This is a genomic window from Erythrobacter sp. S267 (assembly GCF_057365045.1).
The window spans coordinates 3092277-3111624 of the sequence record NZ_CP200298.1; the positions used below are offsets into that span (position 1 = coordinate 3092277).

The 19348-nt window shown below is 59.1% G+C and carries 15 protein-coding genes; 9 read left to right on the forward strand and 6 right to left on the reverse strand.

Annotated elements, in window-relative coordinates:
* Positions 1–4: 4 nt before the first annotated feature.
* Positions 5–817 (reverse strand): LPS export ABC transporter ATP-binding protein, encoded by an 813-nt coding sequence (gene lptB / locus AC0V6X_RS14660; protein WP_486185280.1) that lies wholly within the window; start codon positions 815–817, stop codon positions 5–7.
* Positions 818–1081: 264 nt separating this feature from the next.
* Here lptB and AC0V6X_RS14665 point away from each other — a divergent pair, with 264 nt between their 5' ends.
* Positions 1082–1450, forward strand: a complete 369-nt coding sequence (locus AC0V6X_RS14665) for a hypothetical protein (RefSeq protein WP_486185281.1) — start codon at positions 1082–1084, stop codon at positions 1448–1450.
* Between the two features lie 13 nt (positions 1451–1463).
* Here the strand turns inward: AC0V6X_RS14665 and ppa are convergent, their stop codons facing one another.
* Positions 1464–1991, reverse strand: a complete 528-nt coding sequence (ppa, locus tag AC0V6X_RS14670) for an inorganic diphosphatase (RefSeq protein WP_486185282.1) — start codon at positions 1989–1991, stop codon at positions 1464–1466.
* 189 nt (positions 1992–2180) lie between these two features.
* On the opposite strand from ppa, the gene hisS reads away from it, so the two are divergent.
* The 7 genes from hisS to AC0V6X_RS14705 all read left to right on the forward strand — a co-directional run bounded on the left by hisS (position 2181) and on the right by AC0V6X_RS14705 (position 10580).
* Positions 2181–3431: a histidine--tRNA ligase gene (gene hisS / locus AC0V6X_RS14675; RefSeq protein ID WP_486185283.1), complete on the forward strand. Its 1251-nt coding sequence runs from the start codon at positions 2181–2183 to the stop codon at positions 3429–3431.
* Between the two features lie 105 nt (positions 3432–3536).
* A complete protein-coding gene (gene prfA / locus AC0V6X_RS14680) occupies positions 3537–4604 on the forward strand; it encodes a peptide chain release factor 1 (protein ID WP_486185284.1) in 1068 nt (355 codons plus the stop codon).
* Entirely contained in the window at positions 4601–5437 is an 837-nt protein-coding gene (gene prmC, locus AC0V6X_RS14685; RefSeq protein WP_486185285.1) for a peptide chain release factor N(5)-glutamine methyltransferase, read from the forward strand. The genes prfA and prmC overlap by 4 nt, the downstream gene beginning before the upstream one ends.
* Positions 5438–5688: 251 nt before the next feature.
* Positions 5689–6291, forward strand: coding sequence for a DUF4167 domain-containing protein (locus tag AC0V6X_RS14690; RefSeq protein WP_486185286.1), 603 nt, complete (start codon positions 5689–5691; stop codon positions 6289–6291).
* A gap of 33 nt (positions 6292–6324) precedes the next feature.
* Positions 6325–7998 carry an apolipoprotein N-acyltransferase gene (lnt, locus tag AC0V6X_RS14695; RefSeq protein ID WP_486185287.1) on the forward strand — a complete coding sequence of 558 codons (1674 nt, stop codon included), beginning with the start codon at positions 6325–6327 and terminating at the stop codon, positions 7996–7998.
* A 97-nt stretch (positions 7999–8095) separates the two neighbouring features.
* A complete protein-coding gene (metK, locus tag AC0V6X_RS14700) occupies positions 8096–9343 on the forward strand; it encodes a methionine adenosyltransferase (RefSeq protein WP_486185288.1) in 1248 nt (415 codons plus the stop codon).
* A 19-nt stretch (positions 9344–9362) separates the two neighbouring features.
* Positions 9363–10580: a DUF418 domain-containing protein gene (locus tag AC0V6X_RS14705; protein ID WP_486185289.1), complete on the forward strand. Its 1218-nt coding sequence runs from the start codon at positions 9363–9365 to the stop codon at positions 10578–10580.
* A gap of 4 nt (positions 10581–10584) precedes the next feature.
* Here the strand turns inward: AC0V6X_RS14705 and AC0V6X_RS14710 are convergent, their stop codons facing one another.
* From AC0V6X_RS14710 to AC0V6X_RS14720, 3 genes are read right to left on the reverse strand one after another with little or no spacing between them, the layout of a single operon-like run.
* Positions 10585–11262 carry a CoA transferase subunit B gene (locus AC0V6X_RS14710; protein WP_486185290.1) on the reverse strand — a complete coding sequence of 226 codons (678 nt, stop codon included), beginning with the start codon at positions 11260–11262 and terminating at the stop codon, positions 10585–10587.
* Positions 11259–12842, reverse strand: a complete 1584-nt coding sequence (locus AC0V6X_RS14715; RefSeq protein ID WP_486185291.1) for a hypothetical protein — start codon at positions 12840–12842, stop codon at positions 11259–11261. Before AC0V6X_RS14715 ends, AC0V6X_RS14710 begins: the two co-directional genes overlap by 4 nt.
* Complete coding sequence (locus tag AC0V6X_RS14720) at positions 12842–13564, reverse strand: CoA transferase subunit A (protein ID WP_486185292.1); 723 nt, start codon at positions 13562–13564, stop codon at positions 12842–12844. Before AC0V6X_RS14720 ends, AC0V6X_RS14715 begins: the two co-directional genes overlap by 1 nt.
* A 574-nt stretch (positions 13565–14138) precedes the next feature.
* Here AC0V6X_RS14720 and AC0V6X_RS14725 point away from each other — a divergent pair.
* Positions 14139–16469: a CDC48 family AAA ATPase gene (locus tag AC0V6X_RS14725; protein ID WP_486185293.1), complete on the forward strand. Its 2331-nt coding sequence runs from the start codon at positions 14139–14141 to the stop codon at positions 16467–16469.
* 12 nt (positions 16470–16481) lie between these two features.
* Here AC0V6X_RS14725 and polA read toward each other — a convergent pair whose 3' ends face one another.
* Positions 16482–19322, reverse strand: coding sequence for a DNA polymerase I (gene polA, locus AC0V6X_RS14730; protein ID WP_486185294.1), 2841 nt, complete (start codon positions 19320–19322; stop codon positions 16482–16484).
* Between the last annotated feature and the right edge of the window lie 26 nt (positions 19323–19348).

Below are 19348 nucleotides of genomic sequence, written 5' to 3' on the forward strand. Positions count from 1 at the left end.
GGGCTTAGAGCGTAAAGCTCTCGCCAAGGTAAAGCCGTTTGACGTTTTCGTCTTCGACCAAATCCTGCGGCGTACCGGCAAACAGAACCTGCCCGCCATATATGATGCAAGCGCGGTCGACGATATCGAGCGTCTCGCGAACATTGTGGTCGGTGATCAGCACGCCGATCCCGCGCCCCTTCAGGTCCTTCACAAGATCGCGAATATCGCTGATTGAGAGTGGGTCGATGCCGGCAAAGGGTTCGTCCAGCAGCATGATCGAAGGTTTGGCCGCAAGCGCGCGCGCAATCTCACAACGGCGACGCTCACCGCCGGACAGCGCCATGGCGGGGCTTTCACGCAGGCGAGTGAGGCCGAATTCACCGAGCAAACGTTCCAGCTCATCCTTGCGAGTGGACGCGTCCGGCTCGACCATTTCGAGCACGCAATTGATGTTCTGCTCAACCGTCATGCCACGGAAGATGCTGGTTTCCTGGGGAAGATAACCAAGGCCAAGGATCGCTCGCCTGTACATGGGCAGGTTGGTGACATCCTCTCCGTCCATCAGGATGCGGCCTGAGTCAGGCTTCACCAGCCCCATGATCGAATAGAAGCAGGTCGTCTTACCCGCGCCGTTGGGACCAAGCAGGCCGAGCACTTCGCCCTTACCAACGGTTAGCGAAATGTCTGTGAGGACCGCGCGCTTGTCATAGCTTTTGGCGATTGAGATGACTTCGAGCCCACCATCTGGCAACGGAGCGGTCGCGTCAGCAGGGGCTGGGCCCGTATCCGTTTCAGTCAGGCCCGTGGCCTCTTCTAGAGTGTGTGTTTCGCTCATCTTGCATATCACTTAGCATTGTCGCGCAGGCAGGGAAGGGCTGGATGGCCCATTTTGGCAAGATTTTTGCTTATCAGGTGGAAGCTGAACCTGCGCTACATACCAGCACGCAGAAAAAATGATCGAATCCGAGAGGCTTGCACTGCCTCTCTTGCAAATGGCGCAAGTGAATTCACGCTTTGGTTACTGAGCTTGCAACACGCGGCCCTTTTTGGAATACTCATCGGCGGTCGACAAGTTGGCAAACCGTTGGGGAGCGGACCTATGAACGAGCTATCGCAACAGCAAACGAGTGAAAGCGGCGTCGATACGCAAGCGCGCGATTGGCGCAAGGCGATGAGCGATCACGTTGCCTATGCTTTGCTCGTCTACACCGGCCTGCAAATCTTCATGACAGTCAAAGCTTTGAGCGACGGCATGACGTCGATTTTCCCCTACTTCGCTCTGGTTGTGCTTGTCGCAGCGATCATCCCGGCCTGTCGCTGGTACGAAAAGCGCTGGACGCTGATGAGCGACGAAGATGCCCATGACGCAGGTTACGCCGCTGCTTTCCGCCGCGACATAATGGGTCTTTGGGCACTCGCCATCTTGCTCCCAATCGCCCTCACAGGCTTCTTCAAGATTATTTTTTAACGCCGCGCGGTTTCTAGGCTTGCGCTCTTTCGATAGCCTCGAGCACGATCTGGCGTGCATCGGCGCGGTCGCCCCACTTACCAATGCGCACCCACTTCTCGGCTTCGAGATCCTTATAGTGGGTGAAGAAGTGCTCAATCTGCTGCATGATGATTGAGGGCAGGTCCTTGGTCTCACCCACATCAGAATAATACGGGAAGGTCGTGTCAACCGGCACGCATATGAGCTTCTCATCACCGCCATGCTCGTCTTCAAGGTTGAGTACGCCGATCGGACGCGACTTCACCACACAGCCTGGGATAAAGGGCGATCGCGCAATCACCAGCGCATCGAGTGGGTCTCCGTCAGGCGACAAAGTGTGCGGGACAAAGCCGTAGTTGGCGGGATAGCGCATAGGCGTGTGGAGAATCCGATCCACAAAAAGCGCGCCGCTATCCTTGTCGAACTCATACTTCACGGGCTCGCCCCCGGTGGGGACCTCGATGATGACGTTGAGGCTGTCGGGTGGATTATCGCCGGTTGGGATCTTGTCGATGCGCATTTCAATCTCATTTCTGTGCCGGCCCGTCTCCCCCTTCCAGCCACCCGATTGAGGGTGTCTGACGGTTCATCGGGTGGCTGGGAGGGGGAGTCGGGCTGGACCGCCCCAGCTGCTAGGCTGGATTAGCAATCGCGCCGATAGCCTGCTCTTGATATTGCGGCAAGTTCGACCTTCGCCTAACTGCGCCTGATGGGTAAGAACACACCAAAGGCCATTCGTGGCACGCAAGACATTTTTGGCCCCGATGCTGAAGCATTCGCGCATGTCGTTGAAGCCTTTGAGCGCGTGCGAAAGCTCTACCGTTTTCGCCGGGTGGAAATGCCGGTGTTTGAAAAGACCGAGGTGTTCAGCCGCGCGATCGGAGAAACCACCGATGTGGTCTCGAAAGAGATGTATTCGTTCGAGGATCGCGGCGGCGATTCGCTCACTTTGCGGCCCGAGTTCACTGCGGGAATCGCGCGTGCTTTCCTGATCAATGGCTGGCAGCAACATGCACCGTTGAAAGTTGCGACGCACGGACCACTGTTCCGCTATGAACGCCCGCAGAAGGGCCGCTATCGCCAGTTCCACCAGATCGATGCTGAGATAATTGGTGCCGCTGAGCCGCAGGCCGATGTCGAACTGCTCGCAATGGCGGATCAGCTGCTGAAGGAGCTGGGCATTGAGGGCGTGACCTTGCACCTCAACACTCTGGGCGATGCGGAAAGTCGCGGTGCCTGGCGGGCTGGGCTGATCGAATATTTTGGCGCGGTGAAGGGGGAACTTTCCGAAGACTCGCAGGAACGGCTCGAGAAGAACCCGCTGCGCATCCTCGACAGCAAAGACACTCGCGACCGGGCTTTCGTAGCCGATGCACCCAAGATTGATGCGTTCCTGTCCGAAGAGGCGCTGGCCTTCTTTGAGAGCGTCACCAGTGGGCTGGATGCTGCGGGGGTCGTATGGAAGCGCGCCGAAAGCCTCGTGCGCGGCCTCGACTATTACCGCCACACCGCTTTCGAGTTTATTCCCGACGAAGGCTCCGCGGCCGCCGACACGCTGGGCGCGCAGAGCACCGTGCTGGGCGGAGGCCGCTATGACGGGCTGATGGAAAGCTTGGGCGGAGCGCCCACGCCCGCGGTCGGCTGGGCCGCCGGGATTGAGCGGTTGGCGATGTTGGTTGGGGAGAGGGAAGATCCAAAGGCTGATGCCATCGTCGTTCTTGAGGATGATGATAGGCTTCTTGAAGCCGTCAGCACCGTTTCTCGCTTGAGAAAGGCCGGGTTTTCTTCTGAACTTTTCGCTAGCGGTTCTCCAAGAAAGCGCTTCGACAAGGCGAAGAAATTGCCGTCGCATTCGTTGGTGTCTTTCACGGTCACTGATGGACAGTCCCCTATGCGTATCATGGGCGACGGAGGAGAGCGGCACACTAGCGTGGAGGATTTTCTTCTTCGCGAGAGTTAGCACCTCGTCATCCCCGCGACGGCGGGGATCCAGCTGCCTTTGTGGCAGCGTTCGAATAAAGCTGGATTCCCGCCTTCGCGGGAATGACGTAGAGAGAAGCCCAAGATGCAAATCCCCCCCGAACGCCTTGACCAGATCGCCAACCGCTTCGCTGAGCTCGAAGCGCGGATGGCTTCAGGTACGTTGGAGGGCGATGCGTTTGTCCAGGCGAGTCGCGACTATGCGGAGCTTGAACCTGTCGCGAAGATCGCGGCTGAGGTGAAAGGTCTGCGCGAAGAGATTGGCGGCCTCGAAGAGATGCTCGCTGATCCTGAAATGAAGGCGATGGCGGAAGAGGAACTCTCTGAGATCCGATCCAAATTGCCTGATCTGGAACACTCGCTCGCGGTGGCGCTCCTCCCGCGCGACAAGGCCGACAGCAAGCCTGCCATGCTCGAAATCCGCGCCGGGACGGGCGGCGACGAAGCCGCTCTTTTCGCAGGTGACCTCTACCGCATGTACGAGAAATTTGCGGGCGAGCAGGGCTGGAAAGTTGAGCCGGTCAGCATGAGCGCCTCAGAAGTCGGGGGCTTCAAGGAAGTCGTTGCCAACATCACCGGCTCTGGCGTTTTCGCCAAGCTCAAATTCGAAAGCGGCGTCCACCGCGTCCAACGCGTTCCTGTGACCGAAAGCGGAGGGCGCATTCACACCTCTGCAGCCACCGTGGCCGTGCTGCCCGAACCGGACGAGGTCGACGTGCAGATCGACCCCGGCGACCTCAAGATCGATACTTACCGCGCTTCGGGAGCAGGCGGACAGCACGTCAACACCACCGATTCAGCGATCCGCATCACACATGAGCCGACCGGGCTTGTCGTGACCTGTCAGGATGGGCGCAGCCAGCACAAGAACCGCGAGAAAGCGATGCAGGTGCTGCGCGCGCGTCTCTACGAGAAGATGCGCGACGAAACCCAAGGGGCAGAGGCCGAAGCGCGCAAGGCCATGGTCGGTTCGGGCGACCGATCCGAACGCATCCGTACTTACAACTTCCCCCAAGGGCGCGTCACCGACCACCGCATCGGACTGACCCTACACAAGCTTGAAGAAGTGCTCGCAGGCTCGGGACTGCTTGAGCTTGTCGATGCTCTGATCGCGGAGGATGAAGGCAAGCGGCTGGCGGCTCTGTCCGAGTGACCACCGTCGCACAAGCCATCCGTGACGCTACACGGCAACTTACGGGGACGAGCGATACAGCGCGTCTCGATGCTGAGCTGCTGATGGCGCATGCCTTGGGGGTCACCCGCTCGGAAATGCTCGTCCGGTTGATGGACGAGATAGCCGTGCCAGGGTTTTTCGCTCTGATCGGCCGGCGCTCCAAGCACGAACCCGTCGCCTACATTACCGGCGTTCAGGAATTCTACGGACGCGAGTTCAGTGTCACACCCGACGTTTTGATCCCGCGACCCGATAGCGAAATCCTGATCGAGACCGCGCTCGAATTCTGCAAAGAGGGCTTCAGCGTTCTTGACCTTGGCACGGGTTCAGGCGCTTTGCTGCTGACTTTGCTGGAGGAGTATCCCGCACTCAAAATGGGGGTGGGCATCGACAACAGCCTAGCCGCATTGGAAGTCGCGAAGCAAAACGCTCAAAAGTTCGGCTGCGAACGGGCGGCTTTCCAACTCTTCGACTGGCGAACAGGTCGCCAGGGGCTGGGATATGCCCTCGACTCATTCGAGATCTACATTTGCAACCCGCCCTATGTCGAAACCACAGCGCAGTTGGATCAGCAAGTTGTCAGCTATGAGCCCCACTCGGCCCTGTTCGCAGGGGAGGATGGCCTAGATGATTATCGTGTTCTCATCCCGGAGCTGATCAAGGCAACGGGGACGGGCAACGGGATCACCTCAATCCTCGAAATTGGAGCGACTCAAGCTGGCGATGTTAAGTGGCTTGCAGAAAAAGCAGGCTTCGACGTTGAATTGCGAAAAGACCTTGCCGGACGGCCACGTTGCTTGGTCCTCCGGTGACGAAATGTTAGTCAGGGCTTGGCAAAAGCATTGTGGCTCGCTACCCCCGAATCAGCTCATTGATTTGCAAAGAGGGCAAATTAGCTGAGCCAAGCTCCACTCACAGTCAGACGGCCAAGAGGGCACCCTCCCAGGTTAAACACAGTCAGGCAAAGCGGAGCGCGCGCCAACGTGGGCGCAAAACCGAAAGGTCTTTAGGCCAAAGACAGGTCCAATAGGATGCGTCGCGGTCGCTTAAGGGATGGATATCCTTGAATAACAATCGTAACAATCGTCGTCGCGGTCGCGGCAATCGCAACAATCAGGGCGGTTCAAACAACCAGAACCGGATTGATAGCCGCGCGCGGGGCAATGCGCCCCAACTGCTCGACAAGTACAAGAAGCTTGCTCAGGACGCTCAGCACAATGGCGACCGGGTTCAGGCCGAGTATTATCTGCAATTCGCCGACCACTATTTTCGCGTGATCGCTGACAACAAAGCGCGACAGGAAGAAGCGCGGGCAAAGCGCAATGAGGGCCGCAATGAAGAGCGGGGCCAGTCGCAGGACGGCTCGGACGACGATGACAACAAGGGCGGTGACGGCGATAATCGCCGTAAGCCCAATCGTCGCTCACGCGGCCGCCGGGACGAAGCTGAAAACCAATCCGCCGAAGAAGGCACACAAGGCGTCGAAGGCGATACAGCCACCCCAGAAGAACAGAGCGCAAAGCCAAAACGCCGCCCTCGTAAGCCACGTGCTGAAAAGTCCGCAGCCGAAGACAGCTCAGGCGAGATCGACTCCGCCGTCCTTCCACCCTCTATCAGTGCAAGCGATGAATTGGACGGCGACGACAGCTTGGAAGCTGTGAACTAAGCTTCATCCGTCCATGGACAGGGAGCGCTAGCGATGGCTGCTGACGGCACCTCACAAGAGCGCTCAGTCATACCCGCCAGACTGGCAATTTTGCGAGACCGGCTCTGCGGCTTTGCGGCTGCTTGGCCGGGTATCACGGCAGCACTTCTTGGTCTTGTTGCTGCTTGCGGATACCCTCCGTTGCATGCGTGGTGGATCGCTCTGCCAGCTCTCGCCTTCTTTATAGCGCATTGCCATCAGGCAGCCACCTGGAAGCAGGCGGCCTGGCGCGGCTGGGTGTTTGGCTGGGCCCATCTGACGCTTGCCAACAATTGGATCGCCAAGGCTTTCACCTATCAGGCTGAGATGCCCGAGGTGCTTGGCTGGATCGCGGTGCCGCTGCTTTGCATTTACCTCGCGGTCTTTCCGATGTTGGCGGCTACAGTGGCGCATGGGCTGGCGCGCAAGTCTGGGCCCTTGGCTTACGGAGCGGTCTTTGCCGCCGCATGGATCGTAACCGAGTGGCTCAGGAGCTGGGTCTTTACGGGGTATCCGTGGCCGCCATTGGGGCTGATATTGCTTGGGGGATGGGATGCACAGGGCACTGCGAAGTTCCTCCCTTGGCTCGGCACATATGCTTTGTCGGGCCTCACTATCCTGATGGCAGCATTTCTTGCTGCGCTCGCGGTGACGCATATGACCTATCATTGGTCGAGGCTGGCATTTGCAATCGCGTTTCTAGTGCCAGTGCTTATCATCCCGATGGTGCCGGACCGCACTGAAGAAATTGAGCAAGGTATCCGCTACACCCTCGTCCAGCCGCTGATCCCGCAGGAAGAGATCAACGATGGCTCGAAGTTCGAAGAACAATTCCAGCGCACAGCAAGCCTGACAGCCCCAAGCAGCGACCAATCGCGCATTGTGTTTTGGCCGGAAAGCGCGATCCCTGACTATCTCGAGGACGGCTACCCAGAGCGCTACTATCGCCAAACCACCTACGCCGCTGACCCCGCCATCGCTCGCCAGCGCATTGGCACAGTCATCGGCGAACAATCGACTTTGCTTACAGGCGTTGTGAACCTCGACATCGGCACGCGGCCTGATGGGATCAGAGGCGCTCTTACAGCTCGCAATTCCGTCATCGCGCTCAATCCGCAAGGTGATATCACTCACCACTACGCCAAAGCGCATTTGGTACCCTATGGTGAGTATCTGCCGCTCGAGAATGTGCTGAGCGCGATCGGCCTGTCGCGGCTGACGGCGGGGACTGTACCTTATCAGCCTGGGCCAGGTCCGCAGACCTTGGACCTTGGCGAGCATGGCCGTGTGGGCGTGCAGATCTGTTACGAGATCGTGTTCTCCGGCCAAGTCGTCGACCGGGACAACCGTCCTGACTACCTCTTCAACCCGTCCAATGATGGCTGGTTTGGCAGTTGGGGTCCGCCGCAGCATCTCGCCCAAGCTCGGATGCGTGCGATTGAGGAAGGGTTGCCGGTCATGCGCGCAACCACCACCGGCATCAGTGCGGTTATCGACGCCAACGGCATCGTGCGTCAGCACATCCCTTCGGGCGTGTCTGGCAAGGTCGAGGGCATTATCCCTCCCGCCAATCCGCCCACGCTTTTCTCGCAATTTGGCAATGCCTTGTCGCTTTTTTGGGCCATTTTGGTGGCGCTCTTGGGGGTCGGGTTGCCGAGAGTTCTTGCGATGCGTGATGCACAAAGCTAGGGCGCTAAGAACAGCACATAAAGCTTTCCTTATATCTGTGTAAGGGTGGCTCGGACTGGAATGGCGCCCATGATTGACGGGGCCCAAGGGAGCATTGATGCGCAGCGACTACTTCTTCACTTCCGAAAGCGTTTCTGAAGGCCATCCCGACAAAGTCTCTGATCAGATTTCCGATGCGATCGTTGATCTGATGCTTTCGAAAGACCCCGAAGCGCGCATTGCTTGTGAGACGATGACGACCACTCAGCGGGTCATCCTGTCCGGCGAGATTCGCTGTCGGCCAATGTTTGATGAAAACAACCCCGACTGGGCGTTCAATGGTGGTTGGGCTCCAGGCGCCAAGAGCGAGATTGAACGCGCTGTTCGATCGACTGTGCGCGATATTGGGTATGAGCAGGACGGGTTCCATTGGAAGACCCTGACCTTTGAAAACCACCTTCACGGCCAGTCAGCGCACATTGCGCAAGGCGTCGATGCGGGTGTTGAGGGATCGAACAAGGATGAAGGCGCTGGCGACCAAGGCATCATGTTCGGTTTTGCCTGTGACGAGACCCCGGACCTGATGCCGGCGACGCTCGATTATAGTCACAAAATCCTGCAGCAGCTCGCCGCTGATCGCCATTCTGGCAAAGCTCCGTTTCTTGAGCCTGACGCCAAGAGCCAAGTCACTTTGCGTTACCAGAACGGCAAGCCAGTCGCTTGCACCGCGGTCGTTGTCAGCACTCAGCACGCCCCCGGATATGACGACGGCGCGAATGAGGCTGAGCTCAAAAGCTACGTCAAGGACGTGGTCGCTAACATTCTTCCTGATGGTTTCCTCTCCGATGAGACTCAGTGGCACATCAACCCGACCGGAAGCTTCGTGATTGGCGGACCTGATGGGGATGCTGGGCTGACTGGTCGAAAGATCATCGTTGACACTTATGGCGGCGCCAGCCCCCATGGTGGCGGGGCATTCAGCGGGAAAGACCCCACCAAGGTCGACCGCAGCGCCGCTTACATCACGCGCTACCTTGCCAAGAATGTGGTTGCGGCGGGCATCGCCACGCGCTGCACAATCCAGATCGCCTATGCGATCGGTGTCAGCGAGCCGCTTTCGCTTTATGTCGACACCCATGGCACTGCAGTGGATGGCGTGGATGATGCAGCGATTGAGACTGCGATCCAGAGCATCGCCAAACTTGGCGGCCTGACTCCGCGCGGCATTCGAGAGCATCTTGGCCTCAACAAGCCAATCTACCGAGTGACCGCAGCCTATGGCCACTTTGGCCGCACAGCTGATGGGGATTGTTTCCCTTGGGAACGCACTGATCTGGTCGATGACCTGAAGGCAGCCTTGGCCTGATCTGATAAAGGCGTCCCTTATGATGACGCCCGGGCCCCAGCAGAATTCGCGACCCGCTCGCATTGTCGAGCTGGACGCTCTGCGCGGGGTAGCGGTAATCGGCATCATCTGGATGAATGTCTACGTCTTTGCGCTGCCCTTCCAAGCCTACGTGAACCCCACTGTCTGGGGAGGCGATGCGCCGATGGATCGCTGGGTTTGGGCGGCGAGCTTTGTTTTCGTCGAAGACAAGTTCCGCACGCTCTTTGCAATGCTGTTTGGCGCGGGATGTTTGATCCTGATCGAACGCGCACAGGCGAAAGGGAGCGACCGAATCTGGCGCGCTCACTTTGCGAGGATGGCGATCCTCTTTCTTATCGGAGTGGCGCATGCGGTTGTATTGGCGAGTAACGATATTCTGCGCGTTTATGCGATGGCAGGGTTGGCCATTCCTCTTCTTGCAGCGCTCAGTCACCGTGCGCTCTATGCCGTGGCGATAGGCCTGGTCGCAGTGCATGTGGGAGGGGGTATGGTCGCATTTGGCACCGCGCTGTTGGACTTCTATGCGGGCCGCACAGGAAGCGCTGTCTTCCTTGCCACGGACCGCCAGTTCGGAGCTGACCCCGGCGCGTTGGAATATTCACTTCAACTAGGCAGAGAAGGGCTGGGTGAACGCATAGTACGCCGCTTGATCGACATTCCTGATCAGCTGGCAAAACTAATCGTCGGCATTCCCATCAACCTAGCTGCCATCGCGTTGGGCATGGGGCTTTGGAAGAGCCGGTTGCTCAAGAGCGAATGGCGGACATTCCAGCTGCAAAGGCTTGCAGCCGTTAGCGCTCTGATACCCATTCCCGCTCTGCTTTGGCTCGCGTGGTGGATGTCGGACAATGCTTTCGCTGCTCCGGTTTCCGCTTTTGCAGCACTCGTCTTTTCGGCCCCATTCGATACGCTGCTGGGCCTTGCTTATGCTGCGCTCGCAATGGCGTTCTTCGCGCCGGGCGGGAGTGTCAGCGAGCGTTTGGCCTGTGTGGGCCGGTTGAGCCTTACCAACTATCTGATGACGTCGGTTGTCCTGGCCGCGATCTTTGCGAGCTGGGGGTTTGGGCTGTTCGGTCACGTCTCGCGGGCACATGCCTTTGCGCTCAGCTTTGTGCCGATCATAGGCATGCTGATTTGGTCGCCCGTGTGGCTAAGGCACTTTGAGCAAGGACCAGCCGAACGCTTTTGGCGCTGGAGCGCGGCCAAGGTGTCGTGACGCGCTACGCGGCTTGCAAAGCCACTTCGTAGTCTGCCGTCGTGCTGGCCGAGATGTCTTCTTCACTGACGCCGGGCGCAAGCTCGATAAGGCGGAAAGGAGCATCTTTGGCAGGGCGGTGAAACACACCGAGATTGGTGATGATCATATCGACCACACCTGCACCGGTCAGCGGCAGCGTGCATGTCGGAATGAATTTGGGATCGCCCGTCTTGCTGGTGTGATCCATCACAACGATGATCTTCTTGACGCCGGCAACAAGATCCATTGCGCCGCCCATGCCTTTGATCATCTTGCCCGGGATCATCCAGTTGGCGATGTCGCCATTCTGAGCCACCTCCATCGCGCCCAATACGGTCAGGTCGATATGCCCGCCCCGGATCATCGAAAAGCTGGTCGCGCTGTCGAAATAGGCGCTGTGCGGCAGTTCGCTAATGGTCTGTTTGCCCGCGTTGATCAGGTCCGGATCTTCCTCTCCCTCATAGGGGAAGGGGCCGATGCCGAGCATGCCATTCTCGCTTTGAAGCGTCACCAGCATGCCTTCTGGGATGTGGTTGGCAACAAGGGTTGGAATGCCAATGCCCAGATTGACGTAGTAACCGTCTTCCAGTTCCTGCGCGGCGCGCGCAGCCATCTGGTCGCGGGTCCAACCCTTTGGGGCGTCAATCGCTATATTGCTCATGGGGCGGGGCTTTCTTCTTCTGTTGCTGCGATTGGAGGAGCGTCCATTGCACGCAGCGGAGAGGGGATCAGGAACCAACCGTTTTCCATCAAGGGATCAAGCGAAGCGGCAGCTTCCGGATTGATCAGATACTCGAACAGCTCGTCGAAATCGGTGCGAGCGTCTCCAGCAATCGCAATCAAACAGGCCGTTTGGGCGAGGTCTTCGCGCCGCGTTTGTTTTCGATCCTCGGGATAGCGCATCAGCAGAACCTCGTCGCGGCCTGAGATGTCTAGCCCCGAGCGGTCAAGCGCGGTCCGAATGCTCTGGATGGCTCCGCGTGAGTTGCGCGAAATCCAGCTTACCTTAACGCCTGAGGCACGGATCTGCGCGAGCGCGCTCGATAGGCCGGGGGTGGCGACGAAGGCATTCGTCGGATCAAACGTTTCGCCATCCGGGTCGAGATCGATCAGCAGAGTTGGCTCAGTTGCGCCGCACTCTGCTCGCCTAGGCAGAAGTGAAGCGCGATCCGCGAGGACCGCTGATCTGCGATCTTCAGCTGCAGTTGCTTGCTGCCGGTTGGCATAATTTATGAGCGAGCCAAATTGGCCTGAGGCCAAAGTGCGAACTGTAGGGCTTTCGCTGATGGGCTCAGGCGGTAGAGGCGGTACCGCGGCCGCCACAGGCGCTGGCTCTGCGACTGCAACCTGCTCGACCGGCGTTGGCGTAGTGATAATGGGCGCAGGTGGGGCTGACATGGCCGGCTCGACCGGAGCGCTTCTTGCCAAAGTGGCGCTGTCCACTGAGGGCTCATCGGGTTCAGATAGTGCCGTCAACGCGGCCGCGGCATCTGCAGCGGAAACGCTAGAGGCGTCCACCGAAGTCCCTGCAAAGGAGGTCTCCGGCTCAACAGCAATGACGCGTACGGGATCAGGCTGAGGCTGGGTCGAGATAGGTGGGTCTTGCTCAGCCGGAGTGGCAGCGGGCGGCTCTTCAAGGCCCGGTACTTCGGCTTCGGTTGCGAGCGCGGCGAGAGCAACGGGTGGCTCAATCTCTGCAGGCGCGGGATCGATCTCGGTTTCAGTGCCGCTCATGTCGGCAGGAGGTAGGGCCTGCGCAAACACATCAGCTGGCGCATCGATGGGCGGGGTCGTCTCTGCCAGCGGTTCAGGCTCAATCGTGCCGACCGGAAGGGGAGAGGGATCGGATGCTGCAATCGCTACCGGTTCCTCTTCCGCCACTGGGGGCGGAGCGGCGGGTTCGACTTCACTGACCTGCGCAAGTGCCTCTTCGACCAACCCAGCTTGCGAATCCATGGGCTCTACCGAAGCTGGCGCAGGCGCTTCGGTCAATGTCGTTTCCGTTGCAGCAGTCGGCGTGACTTCCACCTCAACCGTACCTTCCGCGATCGCGGGCTGTTGCACTGTTTCTTTGTCGGGATCATAGGCCGGAGCTGCGCCGCCAAGCAGGCCACCTGCAGCCAACGGAAGAACCGCTGCTACACAGCCTTGCAATGCCGTCGCGGCTGATGCGAGCAGCGCCAGCTTGAACAGGCGGCTGCGGTTTTCGGAGCTCGTGCCTAGGGTGAATGCCATAGTCATTATGCCTCCTCTCGCGTCCGCACGGTACGGAACTCGATCTTCTTGTCGTAGGGGGCGCCCAAGATCATTCGGTTTACAAACACACCGGGGAGATGGATCTCATCCGCTTCCAGTGCGCCAGCGGGAACGATTTCTTCAACCTCCGCAATGCAGATTTTGCCGCAAGTAGCGGCGGGTTGATTGAAGTTGCGCGCGGTCTTGCGGAAGATCAAATTACCCGTCTCATCTGCTTTCCACGCCTTCACGATCGAAAGGTCAGCAAAGATGCCGCGTTCGAGGATGTAGGTCGACATCACGCCATCTTGGTCGGGAAAATCGGCGTGCTCTTTGCCCTCCGCAACCTGTGTGCCGGCCCCGGTCTTAGTATAGAAACCTGGAATGCCAGCGCCACCTGCACGCATTCTCTCAGCCAGAGTGCCTTGCGGGCAGAATTCCACTTCCAGCTCGCCGGCGAGATATTGGCGCTCAAACTCCTTGTTCTCACCGACATAGGAAGAGATCATCTTCTTGACCTGCCGCGTTCTCAGCAGCTTGCCGATCCCTTCATTGTCGATTCCAGCATTGTTGCTCGCAAAGGTCAGACCCTTGGCGCCGCTGTCCCGGATCGCGTCGAGCAATCGTTCAGGAATACCACAAAGGCCAAAGCCGCCCGCCGCGATCAGTAAATCGTCGGCGATAACGCCTTCAAGGGCAGCAGCGGCATCAGGATAGATTTTTGACATGAGTTCGTATGCGTTCCTCAAACAATCCAAGGCCATCTGATTAGTCGCTTGGAAAGCCTGTGTCACCCGCTTCAAGTCAGACGAGGAATGCGCCACTGACCATGCTGCGCCGCAACAAAGGATTTTCTAAAATTGCCGAAAAAATAGGCTAATGGCTAAAAATTAGGCAAGCACCCTTCCAATACTAACCGATTCATGCATGCTGGGCCGCATAAGCGTGCGTCTTTTGCAACAAAGTGTGCGCCTTTCGCATTTGCACAAAATTCAAGTCAGGCTCATAGATGATCGTGCCTTTTAGGCATCCTCTCCCAAACTTTTATAGCCCGGCCTTTGTGCCGGGCTTTTTTCTGCCCTAGTCCCGGACGTGGGCGACCCTTTGCGAGGCTTTGGCCTCTCCGGTCTATCGCGCAGGAGGGCTGAAACCCTAGCCAAACGCTTGCGTGTCACAGCCCCGCCTTCCGCAGCCGACTCCGCACGGCCAAACGCCAGACGGTTTGCATTCGTTTGCTTGGCTGCCTAGCTAAACACACAACAACGAAAACGCGCAATAAAGTGCCACAACAAGGACCCGCCCATGGCTGATGCCCCAGGCAAAACTGACCGCAAATCTTCTTCTCGCACGGCTCGCCTGCAAGTAGCGCCCGCTCGTCAGGAGGAGTCCGGCCAAGGCATCGCGCGGATGCCGCGCTCGGCATTTGCCGCGCTTGGTATTGCAGAGGGCGATCTCGTCGAGGTGACGGGCAAGCGCACAACGGCGGCGATTGCGATGACCGCCTATCCAGAGGATGATTCGCTTGAGATTGTACGCCTTGATGGGCTGCAACGCGGCAATGCAGAGGCGGGCTCGGGTGAGCACGTCAAAATCATTCCCGCCACGTCAAAGCCGGCAAAGCGTGTGGTGTTTGCTCCAGCACAGCCGGAAATGAGGCTTCAGGGCCCCTCGCAAGCGCTGAAGCGCAACTTCTTTCGGAAACCTTTGGTGGCAGGCGATTTGGTCGCGACCACTGGACAGCAGCCGGTCCAGAACATGCCATCGGACGTGCGCCAATTGCTCCGCGCGCCAGCCTATGCGCTCACACAGATCCGGCTCTCGGTCCACTCCACGTCGCCCAAGGGCATCGTCCATATTGACGAGAACACCGAAGTAGAGCTGCGCACAGAATTCGAAGAACCGCGCGATGCCCGCGCTGTTGTGAACTACGACGATGTGGGCGGGATGGGGGATACCATTCAGGCCCTGCGCGAGATGGTCGAGCTTCCCCTTCGCTACCCAGAACTGTTCACCCGGCTTGGCGTTGATCCGCCCAAGGGCGTTCTGCTCCACGGCCCTCCTGGCACTGGCAAGACCCGGCTTGCTCAGGCGGTCGCAAATGAAAGCGATGCGGAGTTTTTCACCATCAACGGGCCCGAAATCATGGGCTCGGGCTATGGTGAGAGCGAGAAGCGCCTGCGCGAAGTGTTTGAAGAAGCGACCCGCGCAGCACCGGCCATCATTTTCATCGACGAGATCGATTCCATCGCGCCCAAGCGCAGCGGTGTGCCGGGCGAGGCAGAGAAGCGCCTCGTTGCGCAGATGCTGACGCTGATGGACGGGATTGAGGCGCGCGCAAACCTCGTGGTGATCGCGGCAACCAATCGTCCCGATGCCATTGACGAAGCGCTCCGGCGTCCGGGCCGCTTTGACCGAGAGATCGTCATTGGCGTGCCCGACCAGGGCGGCCGGCGAGAGATCCTTGCGATCCACACGCGCGGCATGCCGCTGGAAGACAAGGTCGACTTGGAAGAACTCGCGCGCGTCACGCACGGCTTTGTTGGCGCTGACATTGCGGCTCTTGCGCGCGAGGCAGCCATCGATGCGGTGCGTCGTATCATGCCGCGGCTAGACCTGTCAGAGCCGGAAATTCCCAACGACGTGCTTGAGGATTTGCTCGTCACCCGAGACGACTTTTTCAGCGCTCTCAAACGCATCCAACCCTCCGCTATGCGCGAAGTGATGGTGCAGATGCCTAACGTGGGCTGGGATGATCTAGGCGGTGTCGCTGACGCGATTGATAAGCTCAAAGAGGGGATCGAGCTCCCGCTCAAGAATGCTGACGCCTTCCGCAGACTGGGCATCCGTTCGGCCAAGGGCTTCCTGCTCTATGGACCGCCGGGCACGGGTAAGACTTTACTTGCCAAAGCGGTGGCGAAAGAGGCGGAGGCCAACTTCATCTCGATGAAAAGTTCTGACCTCCTATCCAAATGGTACGGAGAGAGCGAGCAGCAGATTGCCAAGCTCTTCGCCCGTGCTCGGGCGGTGGCGCCATGCGTTGTCTTCATCGACGAGATTGACAGCCTCGCCCCAGCACGCGGGTCAGGGCAGGGTGAACCGCAAGTCACGGGCCGCGTCGTCAACACGATCCTTGCTGAAATGGATGGCTTGGAAGAGCTGCAATCGGTGATCGTAATCGGTGCAACAAACCGTCCAACGCTGATGGACCCCGCGCTTCTGCGCCCGGGACGGTTCGATGAGCTGGTCTATGTCGGCACACCTGACGCGCCGGGCCGTGAGCACATTCTAGGCATTCACACCAAGGATATGCCTCTAGCCAAAGACGTCGACCTCAAAGCCGTTGCAGCCGAGACTGACCGCTTCACTGGTGCCGACCTTGAAGATGTCGTGCGCCGTGCAGGCCTAGGCGCATTGCGGCGTCTGGGCGGCGAAGTTGATGCGGTTGCCATGGAGGACTTTGAGGAAGCGCTCAAAGACAGCCGCGCCACAGTCACGGCCCGCATGGAGGCCGAGTATCGCAAGATGCGCGGTGAGCTGAAAAAGCGTGCAGTGGAAGCCAACCCGATCGGCTTTTTTGCGCCCGACACGCTGGAGGCGACCCGCGCCAAGAAGCACGGCGATGCTGAGGAATAGCGTTCGCGCTGCCTAGTGCGCGTCATCCCATGATGCGCCTGTGCCAATGTCGATGGCAAGTGGTACGTCGAGCGTCACCGCCGGTAGTGCAGCCTCGGCCATCACGCGTTCGATGATCGGCGAGGCGGCTGCGACGTCGCCTTCAGGCAGCTCGAACACCAATTCATCGTGCACCTGCAGCAGCATCCGCACATGGGTGAGCCCTGCATCTTCGAGAGCCGGGAGCATGCGCACCATCGCCCGCTTGATGATGTCTGCGCTGGTGCCTTGGATCGGCGCGTTGATCGCAGCGCGCTCCGATCCCTGCCGCTCGGCCTGATTCTTCGACGCGATGCGCGGGAACCACGTCTTGCGCCCGAACAGCGTCTCCGAATAGCCCTTGTTGCGCACCGTATCGAGCGTTTCATGGATGTAGCGCTGGATGCCGGGGAAGCGCTTGAAATAGGTGTCGATCATGTCCTGAGCCTCGTCCGGCTCGACCTCTAGCCGACCGGCAAGACCCCAGCGCGAGATGCCGTAGAGGATTGCGAAGTTGATCGTCTTGGCGCGAGCGCGCGTGTCGCGTGTAACTTCGCCGAACATCTCCGTTGCGGTGCGCGCGTGGATGTCCTCGCCATTAGCGAAGGCCTCTTTAAGAGTATCGACTTCGGCCATGTGGGCCGCAAGCCGCAGCTCAATCTGGCTGTAGTCGGCGGCGAGCAGAACGTTGCCGCTCTCTGGCACAAAGGCTTGCCGGATAGTGCGTCCAATCTCGGTCCGGATCGGGATGTTCTGCAAATTCGGATCAGTGGATGAGAGGCGGCCCGTCTGCGCGCCGACCAATGAGTAGCTGGTGTGCACTCGCCCCGTATTCGGGTTGATCTGCCCTTGAAGAGCATCGGTGTAGGTCGATTTGAGCTTCGACAAGTGCCGCCATTCGAGCACCTTCTTGGTAATGCCCGCAGCTTCGGGATCAGCGCTCAGTTTCTCAAGGGTTGCCTGATCGGTCGAATAGGCGCCGCTCTTGCCTTTCTTGCCGCCCTTGAAACCCATCTTGTCGAACAGGATTTCGCCCAGCTGCTTGGGGCTTCCCACGCTGAATTCTTGCCCTGCGATTTCGTGGATCTCTCCTTCGAGCTCAGCCGTCTTTGTCGCGAATTCCTCTGAGAGGCGGGCGAGCTGCGCGCGGTCGACCTTGATGCCTTCGCGCTCCATTCCCGCGACAACCGGGATCAGCGGCCGGTCGACGCGTTCGTAGATACCCGTGCCGCCCTCTTCGGCGAGCCGCGGCTTGAGCATCCGATAGAGCCGCAATGTGACGTCCGCGTCCTCGGCAGCGTATTCGGTTGCGCGGTCGAGCGGCACTTCGCCAAAGGGGATGGCCTTTTTGCCAGTCCCGCAGATCTCTTTGAAGGAAAGCGGCGTGTGGCCCAGATGCCGTTCGGACAACTCGTCCATCCCATGGCCGCCGCCCATGCCTTCACCGCGTCCAGCGTCTAGGTCGAAGCTGATGACCATTGTGTCCTCGATAGGAGAGACGTTAACACCGACTCGCGAAAGCACATTCAGGTCGTATTTGCCGTTCTGGAAGACTTTGAGGACGCTATCATCCTCCAGCATCGGTTTCAGGGCAGCAAGCGCATCATCCGTCGGGATCTGGTCGAGCTTCTCTGCAAACATGTCACCGCCACCATGGGCGAGCGGGATGTAGCATGCGTCGTTGGGACCAAGCGCAAGGCTAACCCCAACCAGTTCCGCCTGCATCGCATCGAGCGACGAGGTCTCCGTATCGACCGCGACCAGCCGCGCAGCGGTTGCGCGTGCGATCCAGTCTTGCAGACGCTCCATCGTCTGCACGGTTTCGTAGGCTTTGCGATCAACCTTGGGCATCTCGGCGATGGGCTGGCGGTTTCCTTCCGCTGTGCCTTCATCGCCGGCTTTGTCGGCCTTGGCCGGATTGAGGTTGTTGGCGCGTTCTGGGCTGCCAGTGCCTGCGCCCAGTCGCTTGAGCAACGATGTAAAGCCGTGCTTTTCCAGGAAGGCGGCGAGGGGTTCGGGCGGAATACCCTCAATCTTCATGTCCTCGATATCAACGGGCAGGTCGCAATCTTCCTTGAGCGTCACAAGAACGCGCGACATCTCCGCATCTTCGCGCCCTTCGATCAGGCGCTCTTTCAGTTTCGACTTCTTCATGTCCGGTGCCTGATCGAGTGCAGCGGTCAGAGAGCCGTGTTCGGAGATCAGCTTCGAAGCAGTCTTGGGCCCAACGCCGTAAATGCCGGGAATGTTGTCGACACTGTCGCCCATCAGCGCGAGGACATCGCCGACCAGATCGGGGGTAACGCCGAACTTTTCCTCGACCTCAGGAATATAGATGCGCGCGCTCTTCATCGTGTCGAGCATGTCGATGCGGGCACCGTTCTCCTCGCCCACCAGTTGCATCAGATCCTTGTCCGAGGACACAATGGTGACGTTGCATCCGGCGCGTTGTGCAGCGCGCGCATAGGAAGCGATCAGATCGTCCGCTTCCAGTCCCGACTCCTCGATGCAGGGAAGGCTGAAAGCACGTGTCGCATCGCGGATCAGCGGGAATTGCGGGCGCAGATCCTCAGGTGGCTCAGGCCTGTTCGCCTTATATTCGGGGTAGATGTCGTTGCGGAAACTCTTCGAGTCCTTGTCGAGAATCACCGCCAAGTGAGTCGGGCCGTCGGCAGCTTCCAAATCGTCGGCGAGCTTCCACAACATCGTCGTGTAGCCGTAAACCGCACCAACCGGTGTTCCCTCGGGATCGGTCAGCGGCGGGAGCCTGTGATAGGCGCGGAAAATGTAGGATGATCCATCGACGAGATAGAGATGCTGCTGCGTGTCTGACATAGGCAGCTTGCTAGCATTGCTCCGGC